The following is an 18046-nucleotide window of genomic DNA, read 5'->3' on the forward strand; positions in this document are numbered from 1 at the left end:
GGCCACGCCGCCGCCGGCCGCCGCGCCTGCACCGACGCCCGCTCCGGCGGCCGCCACGCCCGCGCCCGCCGCCCGCGCCAGTTCGCCGGTGGGCGTGCGCACGCCGCAGCCGCCGTATCCGCGCGAAGCCATCCGCGCCGGCATCACGGGTGAGGTCACGGTCGAAATCAGCATCGCCGCCAACGGCAGCGTCACCAATGTGCGGGTCGTGCGCGCGCAGCCGCGCGGCGAGTTCGAGCGCGGCGTGATCAGCACCGTGCGCGGCTGGCAGTTCGAGCCGATGGACGGCCCGGCGACGTTGACGCGGACGTTCACGTTCAGGCCGTGAGGCCTGGCGGGACGCGATGAAAAAAGCCCGGCGTTTGCCGGGCTTTTTCTTTGCTCAGGCCGACACCGCCAGCTGCTCCCGGTGATAGATGCGCACCGCGATCCACACCAGCACCGCCGCCAGGCCCAGGCTGGCGCCGAAGCTGAGCGCGAAGTCGGCCATCGCCACCGCTTCGCCGCGGGCCAGCGACATGATCAGCACGTTCTGCGACAGCAGGGGCACGGCCGACATCCACAGCTCGCCCTTCATCGGATTGATCATCAGGATCACCGAGGGCAGCATGGGCAGCAGCATCAGCAGCGACAGGTAGGTCTGCGCCTCGCGGTAGGACTTGGCGTAGGCGGCCACGATCGTCTGCAGCGCCGCGAACACCATCACCAGCGGCACCATCAGCAGGCCGGCGCGCAGGATCAGGCCGGCGCCGAAGTCCACCTTCATGCCCAGCTTGTCCAGCGGGATGTACTGGAACGCGATCGCGAACGCGACCAGGCTTAGCATCATGCTCACCATGGCGAAGCCGAAGGTGGCGCCCAGCTTGCCCAGCACGATCTGCGCGCGCGTGGCCGGGTTGGCCAGCAGCGGTTCCAGCGACTGCCGCTCGCGTTCGCCCGCGGTGGTGTCGATGGCCAGGTACATTCCGCCCAGGAAGGCGCCCAGCACCAGCAGGTAGGGCAGGAAGCTGAGCAGCTGCCCGGCGCGCTGCTGGGTGCTGGCCAGGTCGTTCTCGGACACGACCACCGGCGACAGCACGGCCGGATGCAGTCCGCGGGCGGCGATGCGCATCGCCGACTGCTGGCGCGAGTAGGCCTCCAGCAGTCCGGTGATGCGCGCCACGGGCGCGCGGCTGTCCTGGTCGGAGCTGTCGAACACCACCTCCACCTGCGCGGTCTCGCCCTTGCGCCAGTGCGCGCCGAAGGTGTCGGGAATGACCAGCACCGCGCGCGCGTCGCGCTTGCGCACGGCCGCGGCGGTGTCGGCAGGCGCCGGCTGAACCTGCACGCTCTGCCGCTGCAGCCAGGCCACCAGGTTGGGCGCGTGCTCGGCGCCCACCACCGGGAGTTCCAGCGGCTTCTCGGCGCTCTTGATCTGCTTGCTGATGATGAAGCCCATCATCATCGCGAAGAAGATCGGCCCCAGCAGCGGACCCATCACCAGCGCGTTCACCACGGTCTTGCGGTCGCGCAGGTTCTCGGTGACTTCCTTGAGGAAAACGGTGATCGCGGCCTTCATGCCATCAGTCCTTCTTCGGTGCCGATCGCCTTGACGAAGGCGTCCTCGAGATTGGCTTCGCCGGTCTGCGCGCGCAGTTCGTCCGGCGTGCCCTCGGCCACCACCTGGCCCCGGGCGATGATGACGATGCGGTCACACAGTGCCGCCACCTCCTGCATGATGTGGCTGGAGAACAGCACGCAGCGGCCCTCCGCGCGCAGCTGGTGCAGGAAGCGCCGCATCGCGCGCGTGGCCATCACGTCCAGGCCGTTGGTCGGCTCGTCCAGGATCACATTGCGCGGGTCGTGCACCAGGGCGCGGGCGATCGCGGTCTTCACCCGCTGGCCCTGCGAAAAGCCCTCGGTGCGGCGGTCGATGATGTCGTCCATCTCCAGCGCATGCGCCAGTGCATCGGTGCGCTGCGCGATCAGCGCGTCGTCCATGCCGTGCAGGCGCCCGAAGTAGCGGATGTTCTCGCGGCTGCTGAGCCGCTTGTACAGGCCGCGCGAATCCGGCAGCACGCCCAGCCGGCGGCGCACGCCGGTGGGGTCCACGTTGGCGTCGATGCCGTCCACCAGCACCTGGCCGCGGTCGGGCTTCATCAGGGTGTAGAGCATTCGCAGCGACGTGGTCTTGCCGGCGCCGTTGGGCCCCAGCAGGCCGGTGATCTGGCCGTCATTGGCGGTGAAGCTGACGCCATCCACGGCTTTGACCTTGCCGAAGGCCTTGTGCAGGTCGCGGACCTCGATCATGGCTCGGCTCCGTTGTAGTTGATGAAGAAGGGCGTGGCGCCCAGCGGATCCAGGCAGCTGGCGTCCAGCGCGGCCGGGTCCAGCGACTCGACGAACTCGGCCGCCAGCCGCGGCGTGCAGCCGCGCGTGAGCAGGATGTGGCCCTGGCCCTTGCCGACCAGGTGCCTGGCCTTGCCCAGGCTGGCCAGCACCTGATCGCCGTAGCGCGGCGGCGTCACCGGATCGAATTCGCCCGACAGCAGCAGCGTCGGCGTGTCGGTGCGCAGCGGCTCGCGGAAGTTTTCCGACACCGGGCCCTTGGGCCACACGCTGCACTGGTTGAGCGCGACCCCGACGATGGCGTCGCCCAGGATCAGCTCCTTGTCCTGGTCACGCGCGGCCAGCCGCGGCGCATCGTCGGCGCACATCACCGACAGCTGCATGCCGTGGTTGATCTGGCCGGTCAGCGAATCCAGCACCAGCGTGGCCTGGGCCACCAGGGATTCGGGCCGGCCGCGGTTGGCTTCGTCCAGCAGCAGCGGCAGCAGCGCGGCGGTCTCGGGCGCGTAGGCGAACAAGCGGGCGATCAGCGCCACCGAGCCTTCGTCCAGCCGCAGCTCGCGGGCCTGGTGGCTGCGCGGGTCGCGCATGGACACTGGCAGCGGCGTGGCCCGCGCCTTGTCGCGCAGGGTGTAGAGCGTGCGGTAGGGATCGCCGAAGGCGCGGGCACAGGCGGCCTGCTGCGCGCACTGGCCCAGGATGGCCTTCAGCGCGGCCTCCAGGTTGATCGCATGCTCGCTGCCCAGGGCCAGTTCCGGCGGCACCACGCCATCGAGGATCATGCTGCGCACGCCGTCCGGATACAGGCGTGCATATTCCTGCGCCATGCGCGTGCCGTAGGAGCCGCCGTAGAGGTTCAGGCGCGGTGCGCCGATGGCCTGGCGCAGCGCCTCGACGTCGGACGCGGCCACGGTGGTGGTGTACTGGGCCACGTCCGAATCCGGCGACAGCGTGGCCAGGCAATCGCGCGCCATCTGCACCTGCAGCTCGGCGGTGGGCGTTTCCGTGCCCACCTCCACCTCGGGGAACTTGCACACCAGCGGGTTGGAGCCGCCGGTGCCGCGCTGGTCCACGAAGATCAGGTGCCGCTTGTCGCGCAGCCGTGCGAACGCACCGGCCATGCCCGCATACGATTCAGTGGCCGACTGGCCCGGGCCGCCGGCGAAGTAGATCACCGGGTCCGGCGCCGGCTCGGCCGCGCGCGAGGCCACCAGGGCCACCTTCAGACCGATCTTGCGGCCTTCGGGTTTCGTCGGGTCTTCGGGCACTTCCAGCGTGGCGCATTCGGCGCGGGTGGTGGCGCCGGTGCCGGGCTGCGACAGCTCGCAGGGCGCGAACGCCAGCTTGCCCAGCGTCGTTGCCGACACCGGCAAGGACAGCAGGAGCAGGGTGAAGGGCAGCAGTCTTCGCATGGTGGCCTCGGGACGGAACAGACGGGTTCAGGGCATTAGACGCCCCCGGCGTGAAAAACGTGACAGCGCTCAGGCCGCCGGTGCCAGCGACGGCGACAGCTCGCGCCGCAGGGCATGGATCTGGTCCTGGCTGAGGTGGCGCGCGCCGCCATCCATGCCGCGGCCCAGCTGGGCCTGCGCGCGGTCCAGCGCCGCGCGTGCCAGCTCGGGCTGCTGCCGCAGTGCTGCCACGGCGGCTTCGGCCAAAGCCCGCCGCGACGCATCCACCACGCCGCCACGTGCCTTCTGCAGCCAGGCTTCGGCCTCGGGCAGGCGCGCGCGGTGGCGTGCCTCGTAGTAGGCCAGCTCCAGCGCCAGCGATTGCCGGAAGCCGTCGGGATACTGGTCGAACACCGGCTCGATGCGGTCCAGCCACTGCCCGGCGGCGACGGTGTCGCCGTGGTCCATGGCCACGTTGTAGCTGTAGGCCCAGACCCCGATGTCGTACATCGTTTCCTGGCCGGTCAGCGCCTGCGCGCGCGCCAGGATCGTCGCGTCCAGCTCGCGCGGGCGGGTGCCGGCGATGCCCTGGCCCGCCAGCGCCATCAGCTGGGTGCGGCGCTCGATCATGCCCGGGTCGCGGAAGGCCTCGCGCAGCTGCATGCCGTCGCTCATGAAGCCGCCGGCGCGCATCGGCAGGGCGGTGACCACAAAGATCATCGCCGACAGCGCGGCCACCATCACGCCATACGCCCCCGCGCGCCCGTCGTCGGCGACGAACAGCAGTGCACCGGCGATGGCCAGCACCAGGCTGGCCAGCGGGCCGCCCGCGATCATCGGCACCAGCTGGCCCCGCAGCGGCCGGTCCGTCCGCGGAATCGCCGCGGCCAGCCCACCCAGGGTGCCCAGGTTGAAGTACCAGCGGAAACGGATGCCTTCGGCCGTGCGCACCAGGCCCAGCGGCCCGGCGATGTAGATCAGGAAGCGCATGCCGCGGCCCAGGCCGCCGGCCAGGTGCCCGGCCTCGTGCATGGCGATGACCAGCAGCCACAGCAGGGGCAGGGCCAGCAGGTCCCAGCCCGACAGCGCATCGAGGCGATCACGCACCGGACCCATGCCCGCGCCCAGGCGCCCGACCCAATAACCGGCCACGCCAAAGCCCACGAACCCGAACAGGAAGCTCATCGCCTTTTTCCAGCGTGACTTCGCGGGCTTGGCCACGGCGGACTCCTCGTTCATGCCCCGCGCACGATAGCGCCGGAGGCGGCGCCTGCACCGTGCCGGATGGCAGGGAGGCTACTTGCTGCTGACGTACTTCTCGCGACGGATGTGCGGCACCGGCAGGCCCGCGGTCTTGAGCGCCTCGAAGGCCGCGTCCACCATGTTCGGGTTGCCGCACAGGTAGGCGATGTCGCCGTCGGCGTCCGGGGCGAATTCGGCCAGCACGTCCTGCACGTAGCCGCGGCGGTCGTCGGGGTGGGGGTCCCTGGGCATCTCGCGGCTGTAGCAGGGCACGAAGCGGAAGCCCGGGTGGCCCTCGGCGAAGGCGCGGAAGTCCTCGCCGTAGATCAGCTCTTCCGGCGTGCGCGCGCCGAACAGCAGCACCACCTCCAGGTCCCGGGTGGCCATCAGCGCGTGCAGCGTGGGCAGCATGGCGCGGTAGGGCGTGACGCCGGTGCCGGTGCCGATCAGCAGGTAGCGCCGGTTGGTGTCGGCCGGCATCAGGCAGAAGCGGCCGTAGGGTCCGCTGGCCTGGATCTGCTGGCCCTCGTCCAGCGCCTCGAACAGGGCGGTGGCGGCGCCGCCGGCGACGTAGCTCACCGCGATCTCGACCGACTCGCCCGGCGCCATCGCGTGGTCGTGCATCGTGGCCAGCGAATAGCTGCGCTTGGTCGGCGTGCCGTCGGGATAGTTGAAGTGCACCTGCACGAACTGGCCGGGGATGAAGTCCAGCGGCTGGCCGTCGTCGCGGGCAAAGGCCAGGTGGCGGACGCTGGGCGCCAGCATGCGGCTGGAAACCAGGCGAAGGGGGAAGTGCACGATGGCCAAGCAGGACGCTCCGGACGATGGGAAACACGGTACCGCCGCGGTTCCGGGGCCCGGGGCGGCAAGGCCCATATAATAAGCCCCACAGGCCCCCGGCGCAGCGCCGGCGCGGTCCAGGAGCCCCATGACCAACGTTCCCGCGCTGGAGATCACCGATCTCCGCAAGACCTACGCCACCGGCGTCGAGGCCCTCAAGGGCGTCTCGCTGTCGGTCGCGCCCGGCGATTTCTACGCCCTGCTCGGCCCCAACGGCGCCGGCAAGTCCACGCTGATCGGCGTGGTCTCGTCCCTGGTCAACAAAACCTCGGGCGAGGTGAAGGTGTTCGGCATCGACCTGCACGCCCAGCGCTCCGAGGCCATGCGCCAGGTCGGGCTGGTGCCGCAGGAGATCAACTTCAACATGTTCGAGCAGCCCTTCGACATCTGCGTGAACTACGCCGGCTTCTACGGCATCCCGCGTGCCGAGGCGGAAAAGCGCGCGGAAGAGGAGCTGAAGAAGGCCCAGCTGTGGGACAAGGCGCGGAGCATGTCGCGCACGCTGTCGGGCGGCATGAAGCGCCGCCTGATGATCGCCCGCGCGATGATGACCCGGCCGCGCCTGCTGATCCTGGACGAGCCCACCGCCGGCGTGGACATCGAGATCCGCCGCGGCATGTGGAAGACGCTCAAGGAGGTCAACGCGGCCGGCACCACCGTGATCCTCACCACACACTACCTGGAAGAGGCCGAGAACCTGTGCCGCAACCTGGCCATCATCGACCGCGGCCGCATCATCGAGCAGGGGCCGATGCGGGCCCTGCTGGCCAAGCTCGACGTTGAAGGCTTCCTGCTCGACATCGACGGCGACCTGCCGGCCACCCTGCCGGTGATCCCGGGCGCGGTGCTGGTGGCCGAGAACCCGCACACCCTGGACGTGGAAATGCCGCGCGAGATGGACCTCAACCGCGTGTTCGCCGCCCTGGGCGAGGCCGGCATCCGCGTGCGCTCGATGCGCACGAAGTCCAACCGCCTCGAGGAGCTGTTCGTCAGGCTCACCGGGCAGCCGGAAAAAGGAGCAGCGGCATGAGCCCGAACCTGGTCGCGCTCAGGACCATCGCCCGGCGCGAAGTGGCGCGCATCCTGCGCATCTGGGGCCAGACCCTGGTGCCGCCGGCGATCACGATGACGCTGTACTTCCTGATCTTCGGCAACCTGATCGGCAGCCGCATCGGCACCATGGACGGCATCTCGTACATGGACTTCATCGTGCCGGGCCTGGTCATGATGGCCATCATCCAGAACGCCTACGGCAACATCAGCTCGTCCTTCTTCGGCGCCAAGTTCGGCCGGCACGTGGAGGAGCTGCTGGTCAGCCCGATGCCCAACTGGGTGATCCTGGGCGGCTACGTCGCCGGCGGCGTGCTGCGCGGGCTGATGGTGGGCGGCATCGTGATGGTGATCGCGATGTTCTTCACCCCGGTGCGCCTGCCGCATCCGCTGATTACGCTGGCCACGGTGTTCCTGGGCGCGGTGATCTTCTCGCTGGCCGGCTTCGTCAATGCGGTGTACGCGAAGAAGTTCGACGACATCGCGATCGTGCCGACCTTCATCCTGACCCCGCTGACCTACCTCGGCGGCGTGTTCTATTCGGTGAAGCTGCTGCCGGACTGGGCCGAGGCGGCCACCCACCTCAATCCGATCTTCTACATGGTCAATGCGTTCCGCTACGGCCTGCTGGGCCAGAGCGACGTGTCCATGGTCACCGCGTTCGCGCTGATGATCGGCTTCGCGGTGGGGCTGGGCGCGCTGGGGCTGTATCTGCTCAAGAAGGGCGTGGGCCTGCGCAGCTGAGTCAGCCGGCGCGGCCCTGCAGCAGGAACACCGGCATCGGGCCTTTGCCCTTGATCTCCAGGTCGCCGCGCGGCTCCAGCCGCCAGGCCTGGCCCAGCAACGTAGCGGTGGCCTGCGTCACCTGGATCGAGCCGGGCACGCCGTGCGACTCCATGCGCGCGGCGGTGTTCACCACGTCGCCCCACAGGTCGTAGGCGAACTTGCGGCGGCCGATCACGCCGGCCACCACCGGGCCGCTGTGGATGCCGATGCGCACGTCCAGGGCGTTGCCCAGTCCGTTGCGCAGCGACTGCACCACCGCCACCATCGCCAGGGCCACGTCGGCCAGCGCATCGGCGTGGTCGTCGCGCGGGTCGGGCAGGCCGGCGGCCACCATGTAGGCGTCGCCGATGGTCTTTATCTTCTCCACGCCGTGGCGGTCGACGATGTCGTCGAACCCGGTGAACACCCGGTTGAGGATGTCCACCAGCTGTTCGGCCGGCAGCCGCTCGGCCAGCTGCGTGAAGCCGACGATGTCGCAGAACAGCACCGACACCTCGGCGTGGCGCTCGGCGATGGGCTGGCCCGGATCATCCTTCAGCCGCTGGGCGATGGCCGCGGGCAGGGTGTTGAGCAGCAGGCGTTCGGAGCGGCTGCGCTCGTGTTCGAGTTCGCCCTCCATGCGGGTGGCGGCGCGTTCGAACAGGAAGCCGATGGCCATCACCACCACGAACACCAGCGCGAAATTGGCCGCCAGGTAGCCGCGCAGTTCGTCCGCGCCCAGCACGTACACCGGCACGTGGCGGCTGCTGACGTCCCACAGCCACAGGTAGGCCACGCCGACCGCGAACGACAGCAGTGCCCGCTGCAGCGGCTTTCCGAACGGCGAGAACAGCACCACCAGCGGCACCAGCAGCAGGAAATAGTGGAAGCCCGAGCCCCAGCCCAGCAGCCACGTGGCCAGCGTGCCCTGGCCCACCAGCTCCAGGGCCACGCCCACCGTGCCCACCAGGTGCCAGCGCCGTGGCAGGCCCGGCCGCAGCACGAACACCCAGCCGGCGAACAGGTACACCGGCAGCGTGACCAGGTTGTAGACCACCAGCTCGCCGATGCCGCGCCACAGGAACCACGGCAGCAGCGCCAGGTGCGCCACCAGGCCCAGCAGCGCGCACGAGGCGGCGAACACGCGCCAGCGCGCGTTGCCGATGCCGGCGCCGGACGGCCGCCGCAGCCGGGCCCAGGCCGCGGGCAGCCAGTGCGGCGTCATGCGGCCCTCGTTCCGCCGCAGCACGGGCGTAGACCGGTCGCGCGGCTCACGTATTTCCGTCCAGCCGGAAGAACGCCGCCGCCGTCGCGGTGGTCGCCGCGGCGGTCACCGCCACGTCTTCGCCGCGGTCGCGCGCCAGCTCCTGGACGATGTGCGGCAGGTACATCGGCTCGTTGCGCCGGTGCGAGGGCATCGGCCGTACCGTACGCGGCAGCAGGTAGGGCGCGTCGGTCTCCACCATCAGCCGGTCGGCGGGGATGTGCTGCACGAATTCGCGCAGGTGCTGGCCACGGCGCTCGTCGCACAGCCAGCCGGTAATGCCGATGAAGTAGCCGGCATCGAGCGCCTCGAAGCATTCCTCGCGGGTGCCGGTGAAGCAGTGCACCACCGCCGGGCCGATGCGCCCGTCGAAGCCCTTCATGATCGCCATGAAGTCCGCATGCGCGTCGCGCTGGTGCAGGAACAGCGGCTTGCCGGTGTCCACCGCCAGCTGCAGCTGGCGTTCGAAGGCCCGGCGCTGCGCCGGCCGCGGCGAGAAATCGCGGTGGTAGTCCAGGCCACATTCACCCACCGCGACCACCTGCGGATCGGCCAGCAGCGCGCGCATTTCGGCATCGGCCTCGTCGGTGTATTCGATCGCGTGGTGCGGGTGCACGCCGGCGGTGGCGAACAGGCGGCCCGGGTGCAGGCGGGCCAGCTCCAGTGAGCGCACCGACCCGGCCCGGCTGGCGCCGGTGACGACGAGGCGGCCCACGCCGGCGTCCGCGGCGCGCGCCAGCACGGCGTCCAGGTCGTGGTCGAAGCTTTCGTGGCCCAGGTTGGCGCCGATGTCGATCAGGTCCATGCCGCGTTCCGCCGGGAAAGGCCGCGAGTTTACCGGAGGCTGTCAACCGCGGGCCCGGCGGGGCGTTGTGCCTGGCATGACCCGCGCGCTGTCCGTGCTTCTCGCCCTCGGCCTGGCCGTCGCCAGCCCGGGTCTGGCGCGCGATCGCTACGACCTGGTGCCGGTGACCACCCAGACCCAGGCGCTGGTGGACCGCTACGCCCTGCCCGGCGCCTCGGTGCGCCTGGCGCGCGACGGCGGCGTGGTTTACCGCCGCCATTTCGGCGGCTATGGCGACGGCCAGCGCGTGGCCATCGCCTCGGCCAGCAAGTGGCTGTCCGCGCTGACACTGGCGCGGCTGGTCGAACGCGGGCAGCTGCGCTGGGACGACCCCGTGGGCCGCTATTTCCCGGACGCGCCTGCGGCGACCCGCGCGATCACGCTGGCGCAGCTGTTCTCGCACACCAGCGGCATCGCCAATGATGACGCGCCGTGCATCTCCGACCGCAACACCACCCTGCAGGCCTGCGGCCGCGCAATCCTGTCGATGCCGCTGGCCTGGACACCCGGCACCGCCTTCGCCTACGGCGGCAACTCGATGCAGGTGGCCGGCGCGATGGCCGAGGTGGCCACGGGCCGCAGCTGGGATGCGCTGTTCATCGCGGAGATGGTGCAGCCGCTGGGCCTGGTCGCCACCGACTGGACCGCGGGCGCGGTGGCCAACGGCTACGTGCCCAATCCCAATCCGCGCATCGGCGGCGGCGCGCGTTCAACGCTGGACGATTACGGCCGCGTGCTGGACATGCTGCTGGCCGGCGGGCTGCACCAGGGCCAGACCTTCCTCAGCACGCAGACCCTGGCGACGATGGCGCTGGACCGCACGACAGGCCTGGTGATCGCAGCCAGTCCGGTGGCGGGCTATGGCTACGGGTATGGCATCGGCCAGTGGGTGGAAGCGAAGGACGCGCAGGGCGCGACGTTCCGCGTGTCCAGCCCGGGCGCGTTCGGATTCACGCCCTAGGTGGACTGGCGCAGCGGCAGCAATGGCGTGGTGATGGTGTTTGGCAATGGATCGCAGATGCGTGACGACCTCACTGCGCTGGAGCTGCGCTGCCTGCAGCAGTTGGACTTCCAGCGCGAACTGCATGAGGCGCTACCCACTCCGATGCCGCAAGCGAGGCCGCGGCTGCGTCCTTCACCGTCCCCGGCCTTGCGCGGGCCGCGGCCGCAAGCGACGCCATCGGCCTCGCGCGCGCCGCCACCGCCCGCGCGGCTCGACGCGGACCGCCGCGCTCTCTAGCCTAGGCGGGTGCCTCCCGCCGCCACGCGCCCCGATTTCCCGATTGCCGACCTGCTGCCCGGGCTGCTCGACAGCCTGGCCGCGCACCCGCGCCTGGTGCTGGAGGCGCCGCCCGGCGCCGGCAAGACCACCCAGGTGCCGCTGGCCCTGCTGTCGGCGCCGTGGCGCGGCGACGGCCGCATCCTGATGCTGGAACCGCGCCGCGTGGCCGCGCGCGCCGCGGCGGGCTTCATGGCGCGGCAGCTGGGCGAGGAACCCGGCGACACCGTCGGCTACCGCATCCGCTTCGAGTCCCGCATCAGCGCGCGCACCCGCGTGGAAGTGGTCACCGAAGGCATCCTCACCCGCCTGATCCAGGACGACCCCACGCTCGAGGGCGTGGCCGCGATCGTGTTCGACGAATTCCACGAGCGCCACCTGGCCGGCGACCTCGGCCTGGCCCTGGCGCTGGACGTGCAGTCGCAGCTGCGCGAGGACCTGCGCATCGTGGTGATGTCGGCCACGCTGGATGGCGAAAAGCTGGCGCGCTTCCTCGATGCGCCGCGGCTCACCAGCGCCGGCCGCAGCTTTCCGGTGACGGTGGCGCACTTCCCGGCGCGCCGCGACGAAAGCCTGACCGCACAGCTGCGCCGCTGCGTGGACGAGGCGCTGGCGAAACATCCCGGCGACCTGCTGGTCTTCCTGCCCGGCCAGCGCGAGATCGGCGACGCGATGAATGTGCTCGCCCCGCTCACCGGCGGCCACGACCCGAATGCCCCGAGCCTGGCCCAGGCCGCCGCGCCGGGCCTGCAGCTGCTGGCCCTGCACGGCGAGCTGAGCGTGGACGCGCAGTCGGCCGCGCTGGCGCCCGATCCGCAGGGCCGGCGCCGGGTGGTGCTGGCCACCAACGTCGCGGAAAGTTCGGTGACGCTGCCGGGCGTGCGCGTGGTGATCGATGCCGGCCAGGCGCGCGAGCCGCGCTACGACCCCAACTCGGGCTTCTCGCGCCTGGAAACCGTGGCGATCTCGCAGGCCTCGGCCGACCAGCGCGCCGGCCGCGCCGGTCGCGTCGCCGAGGGTTGGGCCTACCGGCTGTGGCCCCCCTCGCAGCGGCTCGAATCGATGCGCACGCCGGAAATCGCCCAGGTCGAACTCGCGGGCCTGGCGCTGGAGCTGGCCGCCTGGGGCGAAGCCGCGCTGCGCTTCGTGGATGCGCCGCCGGCCGGCGCCCTGGCCGCGGCGCGCGAACTGCTGCAGCGACTCGGCGCGATCGATGACGACCACCGCATCACGTCCTTCGGCCGCGAACTGATGTCGCTGGGCACGCACCCGCGTCTGGCCGCGATGCTGAAGGCGCCGCGCGACCCGGCCGAACGGGCGCTGGCCTGCGACCTGGCCGCGCTGGTCGAAGCCCGCGACCCGCTGCGCGAACGCCGCGACGACATCGCCAGCCGCTGGCAGGCGCTGGCGGCCTTCCGCCAGGGCCGCACGCCGGGCAACGTCCACCGCGGCGCGCTGGCCGCGATCGATGCCGCCGCCAAACAATGGCGCCGACGCCTGCGCTGCGATGTGCTGCCGCCCGTCGACGTGCCTGCGCACCTGCTGGGCGACCTGCTGCTGCATGCCTTTCCCGAGCGCATCGCCCGCCAGCATCCGGGCGAGCCGCGCCGCTACCAGCTGGCCAATGGCCGCATGGCGCGCATCTTCGACGACAGCGCGCTGTACGGCGAACCCTGGATCGTGGCCAGCGAACTGCGCTTCGAGGCCAAGGATTCGCTGGTGCAGCGGGCCGCGCCGGTGGACGAGGCGCGGCTGCAGCGCGATTTCCCGCAGCGCTTCTTCGAGGGCGACGTGGTGCGCTGGGATCCGGTGGCCCGGGCCCTGGTGGCGCGGCGCGAGCGCCGCTTCGACCGCATCACGCTGGAAAGCCGGCCGGCGGGCCGCCCCGACCCCGCGCTGGCGGCGCAGGCGCTGACCGATGCCGTGGGCGAGCTGGGCCTGGACGCGCTGCCCTGGACCGAGGGCTTGCGGCAGTGGCGCGAACGCGTGCTGTGCCTGCGCGAGTGGCAGCCCGAGCTGGGCCTGCCGGACCTGTCGGACGAGGCGCTGCTGGCGTCGCGGGAAACCTGGCTCAAGCCGGCGTTCGTGGGCAAGACGCGGCTCGACGCCCTGGACGAGGAGAGCCTGGGCGAGGCCCTGCGTTCGACCCTGGACTGGTCGCTGCGGCAGAAGCTGGACGCGCTGGCGCCGCGCCGGATCACGGTGCCCTCGGGCATGGAGCGCGGCATCGACTACGGCGCGGGCCGGGCGCCGGTGCTGGCGGTCAAACTGCAGGAACTGTTCGGCCTGGCCGACACGCCGCGCATCGCCGACGGCCGCGTCGCGCTGATCCTGCACCTGCTGTCGCCGGGCGGCAAGCCGCTGCAGGTAACCCAGGACCTGCGCAGTTTCTGGGCCAATACCTATCCGGAAGTGAGGAAGGAAATGAAGGGGCGCTACCCCCGGCATCCCTGGCCGGACGATCCCTGGACCGCCACCGCCACCCACCGTGCAAAACCCCGGGGTACCTAGGCCGTTGGCACGGCGACGATCCGTTCATGTTTTTGGAGGTAGTCTGTACAGGCAGACCCGCCGTACCCGATCCACGACCCTTTCCGGAGATCCGTCATGAGCAAGACGAGCAAGATCGTTTCGACCGCGCTGGCCAAGCTGAGCGACGGCGGCAACGCGGCCAAGAAGGCCTGGAACAATTCCGACCTGGCCAGCAAGGCCAGCGCCCTCGTCGGCGCGGGCGCGGGCCTGGCCGCGGTGAAGAAGGGCGGCGCCGCCGCCGTCAAGACCGTGCGCAAGCATCCGGTCGGCGCGGCCATCGCTGCTGCCACGCTGGCTGCGGCCGGCGCCGCGGTGTACGTGGTGAACAAGCGCAAGGCCGCGGCCGCCAAGCCGGGCGCGAAGAAGTCCGCGTCCAAGCAGATCGTCGCCAAGAAGGCGACGGGCAAGCCGGCCGCCGCGAAGAAGACCGCCGCGAAAAAGGCCCCGGCCAAGAAAGCCGCCGCCAAGACCACCGCCAAGAAGGCCGCGCCCAAGAAAGCCGCCGCCACCAAGGCCTGATCCATTCCCGGATCCAATCCGGGGTCAGAGTACGTTAAGAAAAAAGGCGTCACCGGGTCGGCCGACTCGGTGGCGCCTTTTTTCTTAACGCACTCTGACCCCGGACTTGCCGGATTTGCGCGCTACGTGCGGCCGGCGCGAAGCGAGAGGGGCCAGTGCACTTCGCGCACGGCGGATGCTTCGCCCCAGGCCTGCGCGAACGCGTCCGCTGCTTCGGCGACGGCATCGCGGCCGGTTTCGCGGAGGTAGCGCTGGCTCGCGGACCAGCTGGACAGGTAGGCCAGGAACTGCGGCAGCGTCCACGCGGCTGACATGGCGAAGCGGGGTGCGGGCAGCGGGTCGTAGGGAAAGGGCAGTTCGCGGTAGCCGTTCTCAACGTGGCGGCGTTCCGGCGGCCAGTAGTCGCCCAACGTGTGCTCGTACAACTGTGCGAACACCGCATCCACCGCCGCGTCCACGTGCGAGGCGCCATAGGTCCACAGCGCCACCACGCCGCCGGGACGCAGCACGCGCTGCACTTCGGCGTTGAAGCGCGCGTGGTCGAACCAGTGGTAGGCCTGGGCCACCGTCACCAGGTCTGCGCTGTGGTCGGGCAGGGAACAGTGTTCGGCGGGCTCCACGCGCCAGTGGATGCGATCGTCGGCAGGCGCAGCGTCGATCTGTGCCTGGCTGGGATCGCTGGCATGCACGCGATGGAATCGATGGGCCAGCGCCAGGCTGGCCTGGCCGTTGCCGCAGCCGGCGTCCCAGGCCAGCTCGTGCCGCGGGCACTGCGCGGCCAGCCAGTCGAAGAGCGCGTCGGGATAGGTGGGCCGCGCTTGCGCGTAGCTGGCGGCGTGGGCGGAGAAGTGGTCCTTGAAGTCCATGGCGAAAGGCAATCCGGGGTCAGAGTACGTTAAGAAAAAAAGAGGGGGGCCACCGCAGCGACTGACTCCGTGGCGTTTTTTTTCTTAACGTACTCTGACCCCGGATTACCGGCGGGATGCGGGACTACTGCGTGAGCTCGCGCCACTGCCCTGGCGGCAGGCCTTCGAGGCGGTGCGGGCCCACCGCGATGCGCAGCAGGCGCAGGCAGGGCAGGTCCACGGCCGCGGTCATGCGGCGCACCTGGCGGTTGCGGCCTTCGGTGATGGTGAGCTCGAGCCAGCTGTCGGGCACGGTCTTGCGCGCACGCACGGGCGGGTCGCGCGGCCACAGCCAGTCCGGCGCGCCGATCAGCACCTGGGCCTTGGCCGGCCGGGTGACGCCGTCGGCCAGGGTGACGCCGGTGCGCAGCTGCGCCAGGTGTTCGTCGCCGGCCTGGCCTTCCACCTGCACCAGGTAGGTCTTGGGCCAGTGGAACTTGGGCGAGCTGATGCGGGCAATCAGCGGGCCGTCGTCGGACAGCAGCAGCAGGCCCTCGGAGTCCTGGTCGAGCCGCCCGGCCGCATAGACATCGGGCGGCAGCGAGTATCCGGCCAGGGTCGGACGCGGCGGCTCGGTCTTGTCGGTGAACTGGCAGAGGACGCCGTAGGGCTTGTTGAAGGCTATGAGCATGGCCCCAGTGTATCCCCGTGGGACACTGAGCGCCTGCCGCCCGCCCCGGGCGGCCCCCCGGACCCGCCCATGTCGCCAGAACATCCGCTGCGCCGGCTCGCCGGCTTCGCTCGGCCCCAGCGCCGCAACGCCGTGCTGGCCACGGTGTATTCGGTGCTCAACAAGATCTTCGACGTGCTGCCCGAGCTGCTGATCGGCGTGGCCGTGGACGTGGTGGTGAACCAGCAGGACTCGTTCATGGCCCGCTGGGGCCTGCCCGATCCCGTGCACCAGCTCTACGCCCTGGTGGCGCTGACGATCGTGGTGTGGGTGGCGGAATCGCTGTTCGAATACCTGTACGCACTCAAGTGGCGCGGCCTGGCCCAGGACCTGCAGCACGCCCTGCGCCAGGCCGCCTACGGCCACGTGCAGAAGCTGCCGCCGGCGATGATCGAGCGCGAGCGCAGCGGCCGCCTGATGGCGCTGATGAACGAGGACGTGAACCAGATCGAGCGCTTCCTCAACACCGGCGCCAACGACCTGATCCAGGTGCTGGTGTCGTCGCTGCTGATCGGCGCGGTGTTCTTCGTGGTCACCGCCGAACTGGCCGCGCTGGCCATGCTGCCGATCCCGCTGATCCTGATCGGCGCGTTCTGGTTCCAGAAGCGGCTGGCCCCGCGCTACGCCGCCGCACGCGAGGCCGCGGCCACCGTGTCGGCGCGCCTGAACAACAACCTGGCGGGCATCGCCACCATCCAGGCCTACACCGCCGAGGCCTTCGAGGCCGACCACCTGCGCGAGGCTTCGGAAGGCTTCCGCGCACGCAACGCCGAAGCGATCCGCTTCTCGGCCGCGATCACGCCGGTGATTCGAATGGCCATCCTGGCCGGCTTCGTGACCACGCTGCTGTACGGCGGCGTGCTGGTGCTGCGCGGCGACCTGGGCGTGGGCAGCTACTCGGCCCTGGTCTACCTGACGCAAAGGCTGCTGTGGCCGATGACGCGCCTGGCCGACATGACCGACCTGTACCAGCGCGCGATGGCCTCGGTGAACCGCGTGATGGACCTGCTGGACACGCCCGTGCCCGCGCGCGGCACCGGCGTGCTGGCGACGCGGCCGGGCGGCGAACTGGCGTTCGAAGGCATCGGCTACGCCTACGACGGCCGGCCCGCGGTGCATGCGCTGTCGCTGCACGTCCCGGCCGGCGCCACGGTGGCCCTGGTCGGCGGCACCGGCGGCGGCAAGAGCACGGTGCTGAAACTGCTGCTGCGTTTCCTCGACCCCACCACCGGCCGCATCCTGATCGACGGCCAGGACATCGCCGCACTGGACCCGGCCGCGCTGCGGCGGGTGGTCGGCTACGTGGCGCAGGATCCGTTCCTGACCGACGGCAGCGTGGCGGACAACATCGCCTACGGCGAGCGCTCGTTCGACCGCGCGCGCGTCGAAGCCGCCGCGCGCGCGGCCGAGGCACACGATTTCATCGCCGCACTGCCCCTGGCCTACGACAGCCCCGTGGGCGAACGCGGCAGCCAGCTGTCCGGCGGCCAGCGGCAGCGCATCGCGCTGGCCCGCGCGCTGTATCGCGACCCGGTGATCCTGGTGCTGGACGAGGCCACGTCCGCGGTGGACAACGAGACCGAAGCCGCCATCCAGCATTCCCTGGCGACCGCCGCGCGTGGCCGGACCACGCTGGTGGTCGCGCACCGCCTCAGCACCGTTCGACATGCGGACGCGATCCACGTGCTGGAGGCCGGCCGCATCGTGGAGTCGGGCACGCACGACGAGCTGGTGGCGCGGGAAGGGGCGTACGCGATGCTGTGGCGACTGCAGACGGGTGAGGCGGGTTGAGCTTGGGGTGGCCACGGAGAATGAACGGCGACCGGAATGTGTTCGCGGATGCAGACCTGCCGGCGACGGTTGTCGGCGCGGTTTTCAGGGCGCGCGGGGTGGGTTGGATATGCGCCCTCATTTGCTCCAATAACCAGATATGCCTCGTTCCTGCTCTCTAACGTCGGATCCGAAATGGGCTTCAATTTTGCGTGTCGCGTGCAATGCCTTGATGGGGTTGGGAGTTCTGCTTGACCTTGGTCGCTGCAATGAGCATGAGGCAAGCCCAGGTGCTGTCATGTGGGTTGGATTCTTGCCGATGCTGCTTGGCCTTCCGGCACTTTCTAGCGACGCGTACTGCAAAGACTGTGGTGGCGGCATCACCTTCCTGGGTTTGGCGGCGACCGGCGCCGTCCTTGCCATTGGGTTCGTAGTCGTAGTGGCGGTTTGGTAGGCTACGGCCCTAACTCATCATTCAAGCCGACGCCTTCGGCGCGGCTTAACTTAGGCGTTAGGCGTATGCGATCTCGCGCTGTACTTGGAATGGTCTTTCTGACTGTCGCCGCGTGCTCGCAACGACCGAGTAGTACGAATCTGGAGGACTTCGGCACAGCCTTCCAGCAAATGCAACTGGAGGAACAGTTCTT

The 18046-nt window shown here is 70.4% G+C and carries 17 protein-coding genes; 8 read left to right on the forward strand and 9 right to left on the reverse strand.

Translation table 11 applies throughout. The features are described from left to right. Positions 1–328: energy transducer TonB (locus ACOQFR_RS00275; protein ID WP_421377448.1), on the forward strand; the 328-nt coding region annotated here is incomplete at its 5' end. A 54-nt stretch (positions 329–382) separates the two neighbouring features. Here ACOQFR_RS00275 and ACOQFR_RS00280 read toward each other — a convergent pair. From ACOQFR_RS00280 to ACOQFR_RS00300, 5 genes are all read right to left on the reverse strand, one after another. Next, positions 383–1558 carry an ABC transporter permease gene (locus tag ACOQFR_RS00280; RefSeq protein WP_421377450.1) on the reverse strand — a complete coding sequence of 392 codons (1176 nt, stop codon included), beginning with the start codon at positions 1556–1558 and terminating at the stop codon, positions 383–385. Further along, entirely contained in the window at positions 1555–2289 is a 735-nt protein-coding gene (locus ACOQFR_RS00285; protein WP_421377452.1) for an ATP-binding cassette domain-containing protein, read from the reverse strand. Before ACOQFR_RS00285 ends, ACOQFR_RS00280 begins: the two co-directional genes overlap by 4 nt. Then, positions 2286–3740, reverse strand: coding sequence for an alpha/beta fold hydrolase (locus tag ACOQFR_RS00290; protein WP_421377454.1), 1455 nt, complete (start codon positions 3738–3740; stop codon positions 2286–2288). Before ACOQFR_RS00290 ends, ACOQFR_RS00285 begins: the two co-directional genes overlap by 4 nt. Positions 3741–3809: 69 nt before the next feature. Then, the gene (locus ACOQFR_RS00295) at positions 3810–4940 is read right to left on the reverse strand and encodes a hypothetical protein (RefSeq protein WP_421377456.1); all 1131 of its coding nucleotides are present in this window, start codon (positions 4938–4940) and stop codon (positions 3810–3812) included. Positions 4941–5015: 75 nt separating this feature from the next. Beyond that, a complete protein-coding gene (locus tag ACOQFR_RS00300; protein ID WP_421377458.1) occupies positions 5016–5768 on the reverse strand; it encodes a ferredoxin--NADP reductase in 753 nt (250 codons plus the stop codon). Between the two features lie 121 nt (positions 5769–5889). Between ACOQFR_RS00300 and ACOQFR_RS00305 the strand changes: the two genes are divergently transcribed. After that, positions 5890–6831, forward strand: a complete 942-nt coding sequence (locus tag ACOQFR_RS00305; RefSeq protein WP_421377460.1) for an ATP-binding cassette domain-containing protein — start codon at positions 5890–5892, stop codon at positions 6829–6831. After that, positions 6828–7595, forward strand: a complete 768-nt coding sequence (locus ACOQFR_RS00310) for an ABC transporter permease (protein ID WP_421377462.1) — start codon at positions 6828–6830, stop codon at positions 7593–7595. Before ACOQFR_RS00305 ends, ACOQFR_RS00310 begins: the two co-directional genes overlap by 4 nt. A gap of 1 nt (position 7596) precedes the next feature. On the opposite strand, the gene ACOQFR_RS00315 is transcribed toward ACOQFR_RS00310, so the two are convergent. Together ACOQFR_RS00315 and ACOQFR_RS00320 are read right to left on the reverse strand one after the other, a co-directional pair. Continuing rightward, positions 7597–8841, reverse strand: coding sequence for an adenylate/guanylate cyclase domain-containing protein (locus ACOQFR_RS00315; RefSeq protein WP_421377464.1), 1245 nt, complete (start codon positions 8839–8841; stop codon positions 7597–7599). 46 nt (positions 8842–8887) lie between these two features. Beyond that, entirely contained in the window at positions 8888–9685 is a 798-nt protein-coding gene (locus ACOQFR_RS00320) for a TatD family hydrolase (protein ID WP_421377466.1), read from the reverse strand. A 76-nt stretch (positions 9686–9761) separates the two neighbouring features. Between ACOQFR_RS00320 and ACOQFR_RS00325 the strand changes: the two genes are divergently transcribed. From ACOQFR_RS00325 to ACOQFR_RS00340, 4 genes are all read left to right on the forward strand, one after another. Then, positions 9762–10685: a serine hydrolase domain-containing protein gene (locus ACOQFR_RS00325; RefSeq protein WP_421377467.1), complete on the forward strand. Its 924-nt coding sequence runs from the start codon at positions 9762–9764 to the stop codon at positions 10683–10685. Then, positions 10686–10964, forward strand: a complete 279-nt coding sequence (locus ACOQFR_RS00330; protein WP_421377469.1) for a hypothetical protein — start codon at positions 10686–10688, stop codon at positions 10962–10964. It begins immediately after the preceding gene. 9 nt (positions 10965–10973) lie between these two features. After that, a complete protein-coding gene (hrpB, locus tag ACOQFR_RS00335) occupies positions 10974–13514 on the forward strand; it encodes an ATP-dependent helicase HrpB (protein WP_421377471.1) in 2541 nt (846 codons plus the stop codon). A gap of 96 nt (positions 13515–13610) precedes the next feature. Next, positions 13611–14054: a hypothetical protein gene (locus tag ACOQFR_RS00340; protein WP_421377472.1), complete on the forward strand. Its 444-nt coding sequence runs from the start codon at positions 13611–13613 to the stop codon at positions 14052–14054. Between the two features lie 122 nt (positions 14055–14176). Here the strand turns inward: ACOQFR_RS00340 and ACOQFR_RS00345 are convergent, their stop codons facing one another. Further along, positions 14177–14920: a class I SAM-dependent methyltransferase gene (locus ACOQFR_RS00345; protein ID WP_421377474.1), complete on the reverse strand. Its 744-nt coding sequence runs from the start codon at positions 14918–14920 to the stop codon at positions 14177–14179. A 124-nt stretch (positions 14921–15044) separates the two neighbouring features. Next, positions 15045–15590, reverse strand: a complete 546-nt coding sequence (locus ACOQFR_RS00350; protein ID WP_421377475.1) for a pseudouridine synthase — start codon at positions 15588–15590, stop codon at positions 15045–15047. A gap of 69 nt (positions 15591–15659) precedes the next feature. On the opposite strand from ACOQFR_RS00350, the gene ACOQFR_RS00355 reads away from it, so the two are divergent. Further along, positions 15660–17420, forward strand: coding sequence for an ABC transporter ATP-binding protein (locus ACOQFR_RS00355; RefSeq protein WP_421377477.1), 1761 nt, complete (start codon positions 15660–15662; stop codon positions 17418–17420). Positions 17421–18046 lie beyond the last annotated feature (626 nt).

It is taken from the genome of Arenimonas sp. MALMAid1274 (assembly GCF_049195245.1).
Lineage (GTDB): Bacteria > Pseudomonadota > Gammaproteobacteria > Xanthomonadales > Xanthomonadaceae > Arenimonas.

Bases quoted from the DNA above. Each gene is read 5' to 3' on its own strand.
- ACOQFR_RS00280 (WP_421377450.1), bottom strand. From the start codon at position 1,558: ATGAAGGCCGCGATCACCGTTTTCCTCAAGGAAGTCACCGAGAACCTG.
- ACOQFR_RS00285 (WP_421377452.1), bottom strand. From the start codon at position 2,289: ATGATCGAGGTCCGCGACCTGCACAAGGCCTTCGGCAAGGTCAAAGCC.
- ACOQFR_RS00290 (WP_421377454.1), bottom strand. From the start codon at position 3,740: ATGCGAAGACTGCTGCCCTTCACCCTGCTCCTGCTGTCCTTGCCGGTG.
- ACOQFR_RS00305 (WP_421377460.1), top strand. From the start codon at position 5,890: ATGACCAACGTTCCCGCGCTGGAGATCACCGATCTCCGCAAGACCTAC.
- ACOQFR_RS00310 (WP_421377462.1), top strand. From the start codon at position 6,828: ATGAGCCCGAACCTGGTCGCGCTCAGGACCATCGCCCGGCGCGAAGTG.
- ACOQFR_RS00315 (WP_421377464.1), bottom strand. From the start codon at position 8,841: ATGACGCCGCACTGGCTGCCCGCGGCCTGGGCCCGGCTGCGGCGGCCG.
- ACOQFR_RS00320 (WP_421377466.1), bottom strand. From the start codon at position 9,685: ATGGACCTGATCGACATCGGCGCCAACCTGGGCCACGAAAGCTTCGAC.
- ACOQFR_RS00325 (WP_421377467.1), top strand. From the start codon at position 9,762: ATGACCCGCGCGCTGTCCGTGCTTCTCGCCCTCGGCCTGGCCGTCGCC.
- ACOQFR_RS00340 (WP_421377472.1), top strand. From the start codon at position 13,611: ATGAGCAAGACGAGCAAGATCGTTTCGACCGCGCTGGCCAAGCTGAGC.
- ACOQFR_RS00345 (WP_421377474.1), bottom strand. From the start codon at position 14,920: ATGGACTTCAAGGACCACTTCTCCGCCCACGCCGCCAGCTACGCGCAA.
- ACOQFR_RS00350 (WP_421377475.1), bottom strand. From the start codon at position 15,590: ATGCTCATAGCCTTCAACAAGCCCTACGGCGTCCTCTGCCAGTTCACC.
- ACOQFR_RS00355 (WP_421377477.1), top strand. From the start codon at position 15,660: ATGTCGCCAGAACATCCGCTGCGCCGGCTCGCCGGCTTCGCTCGGCCC.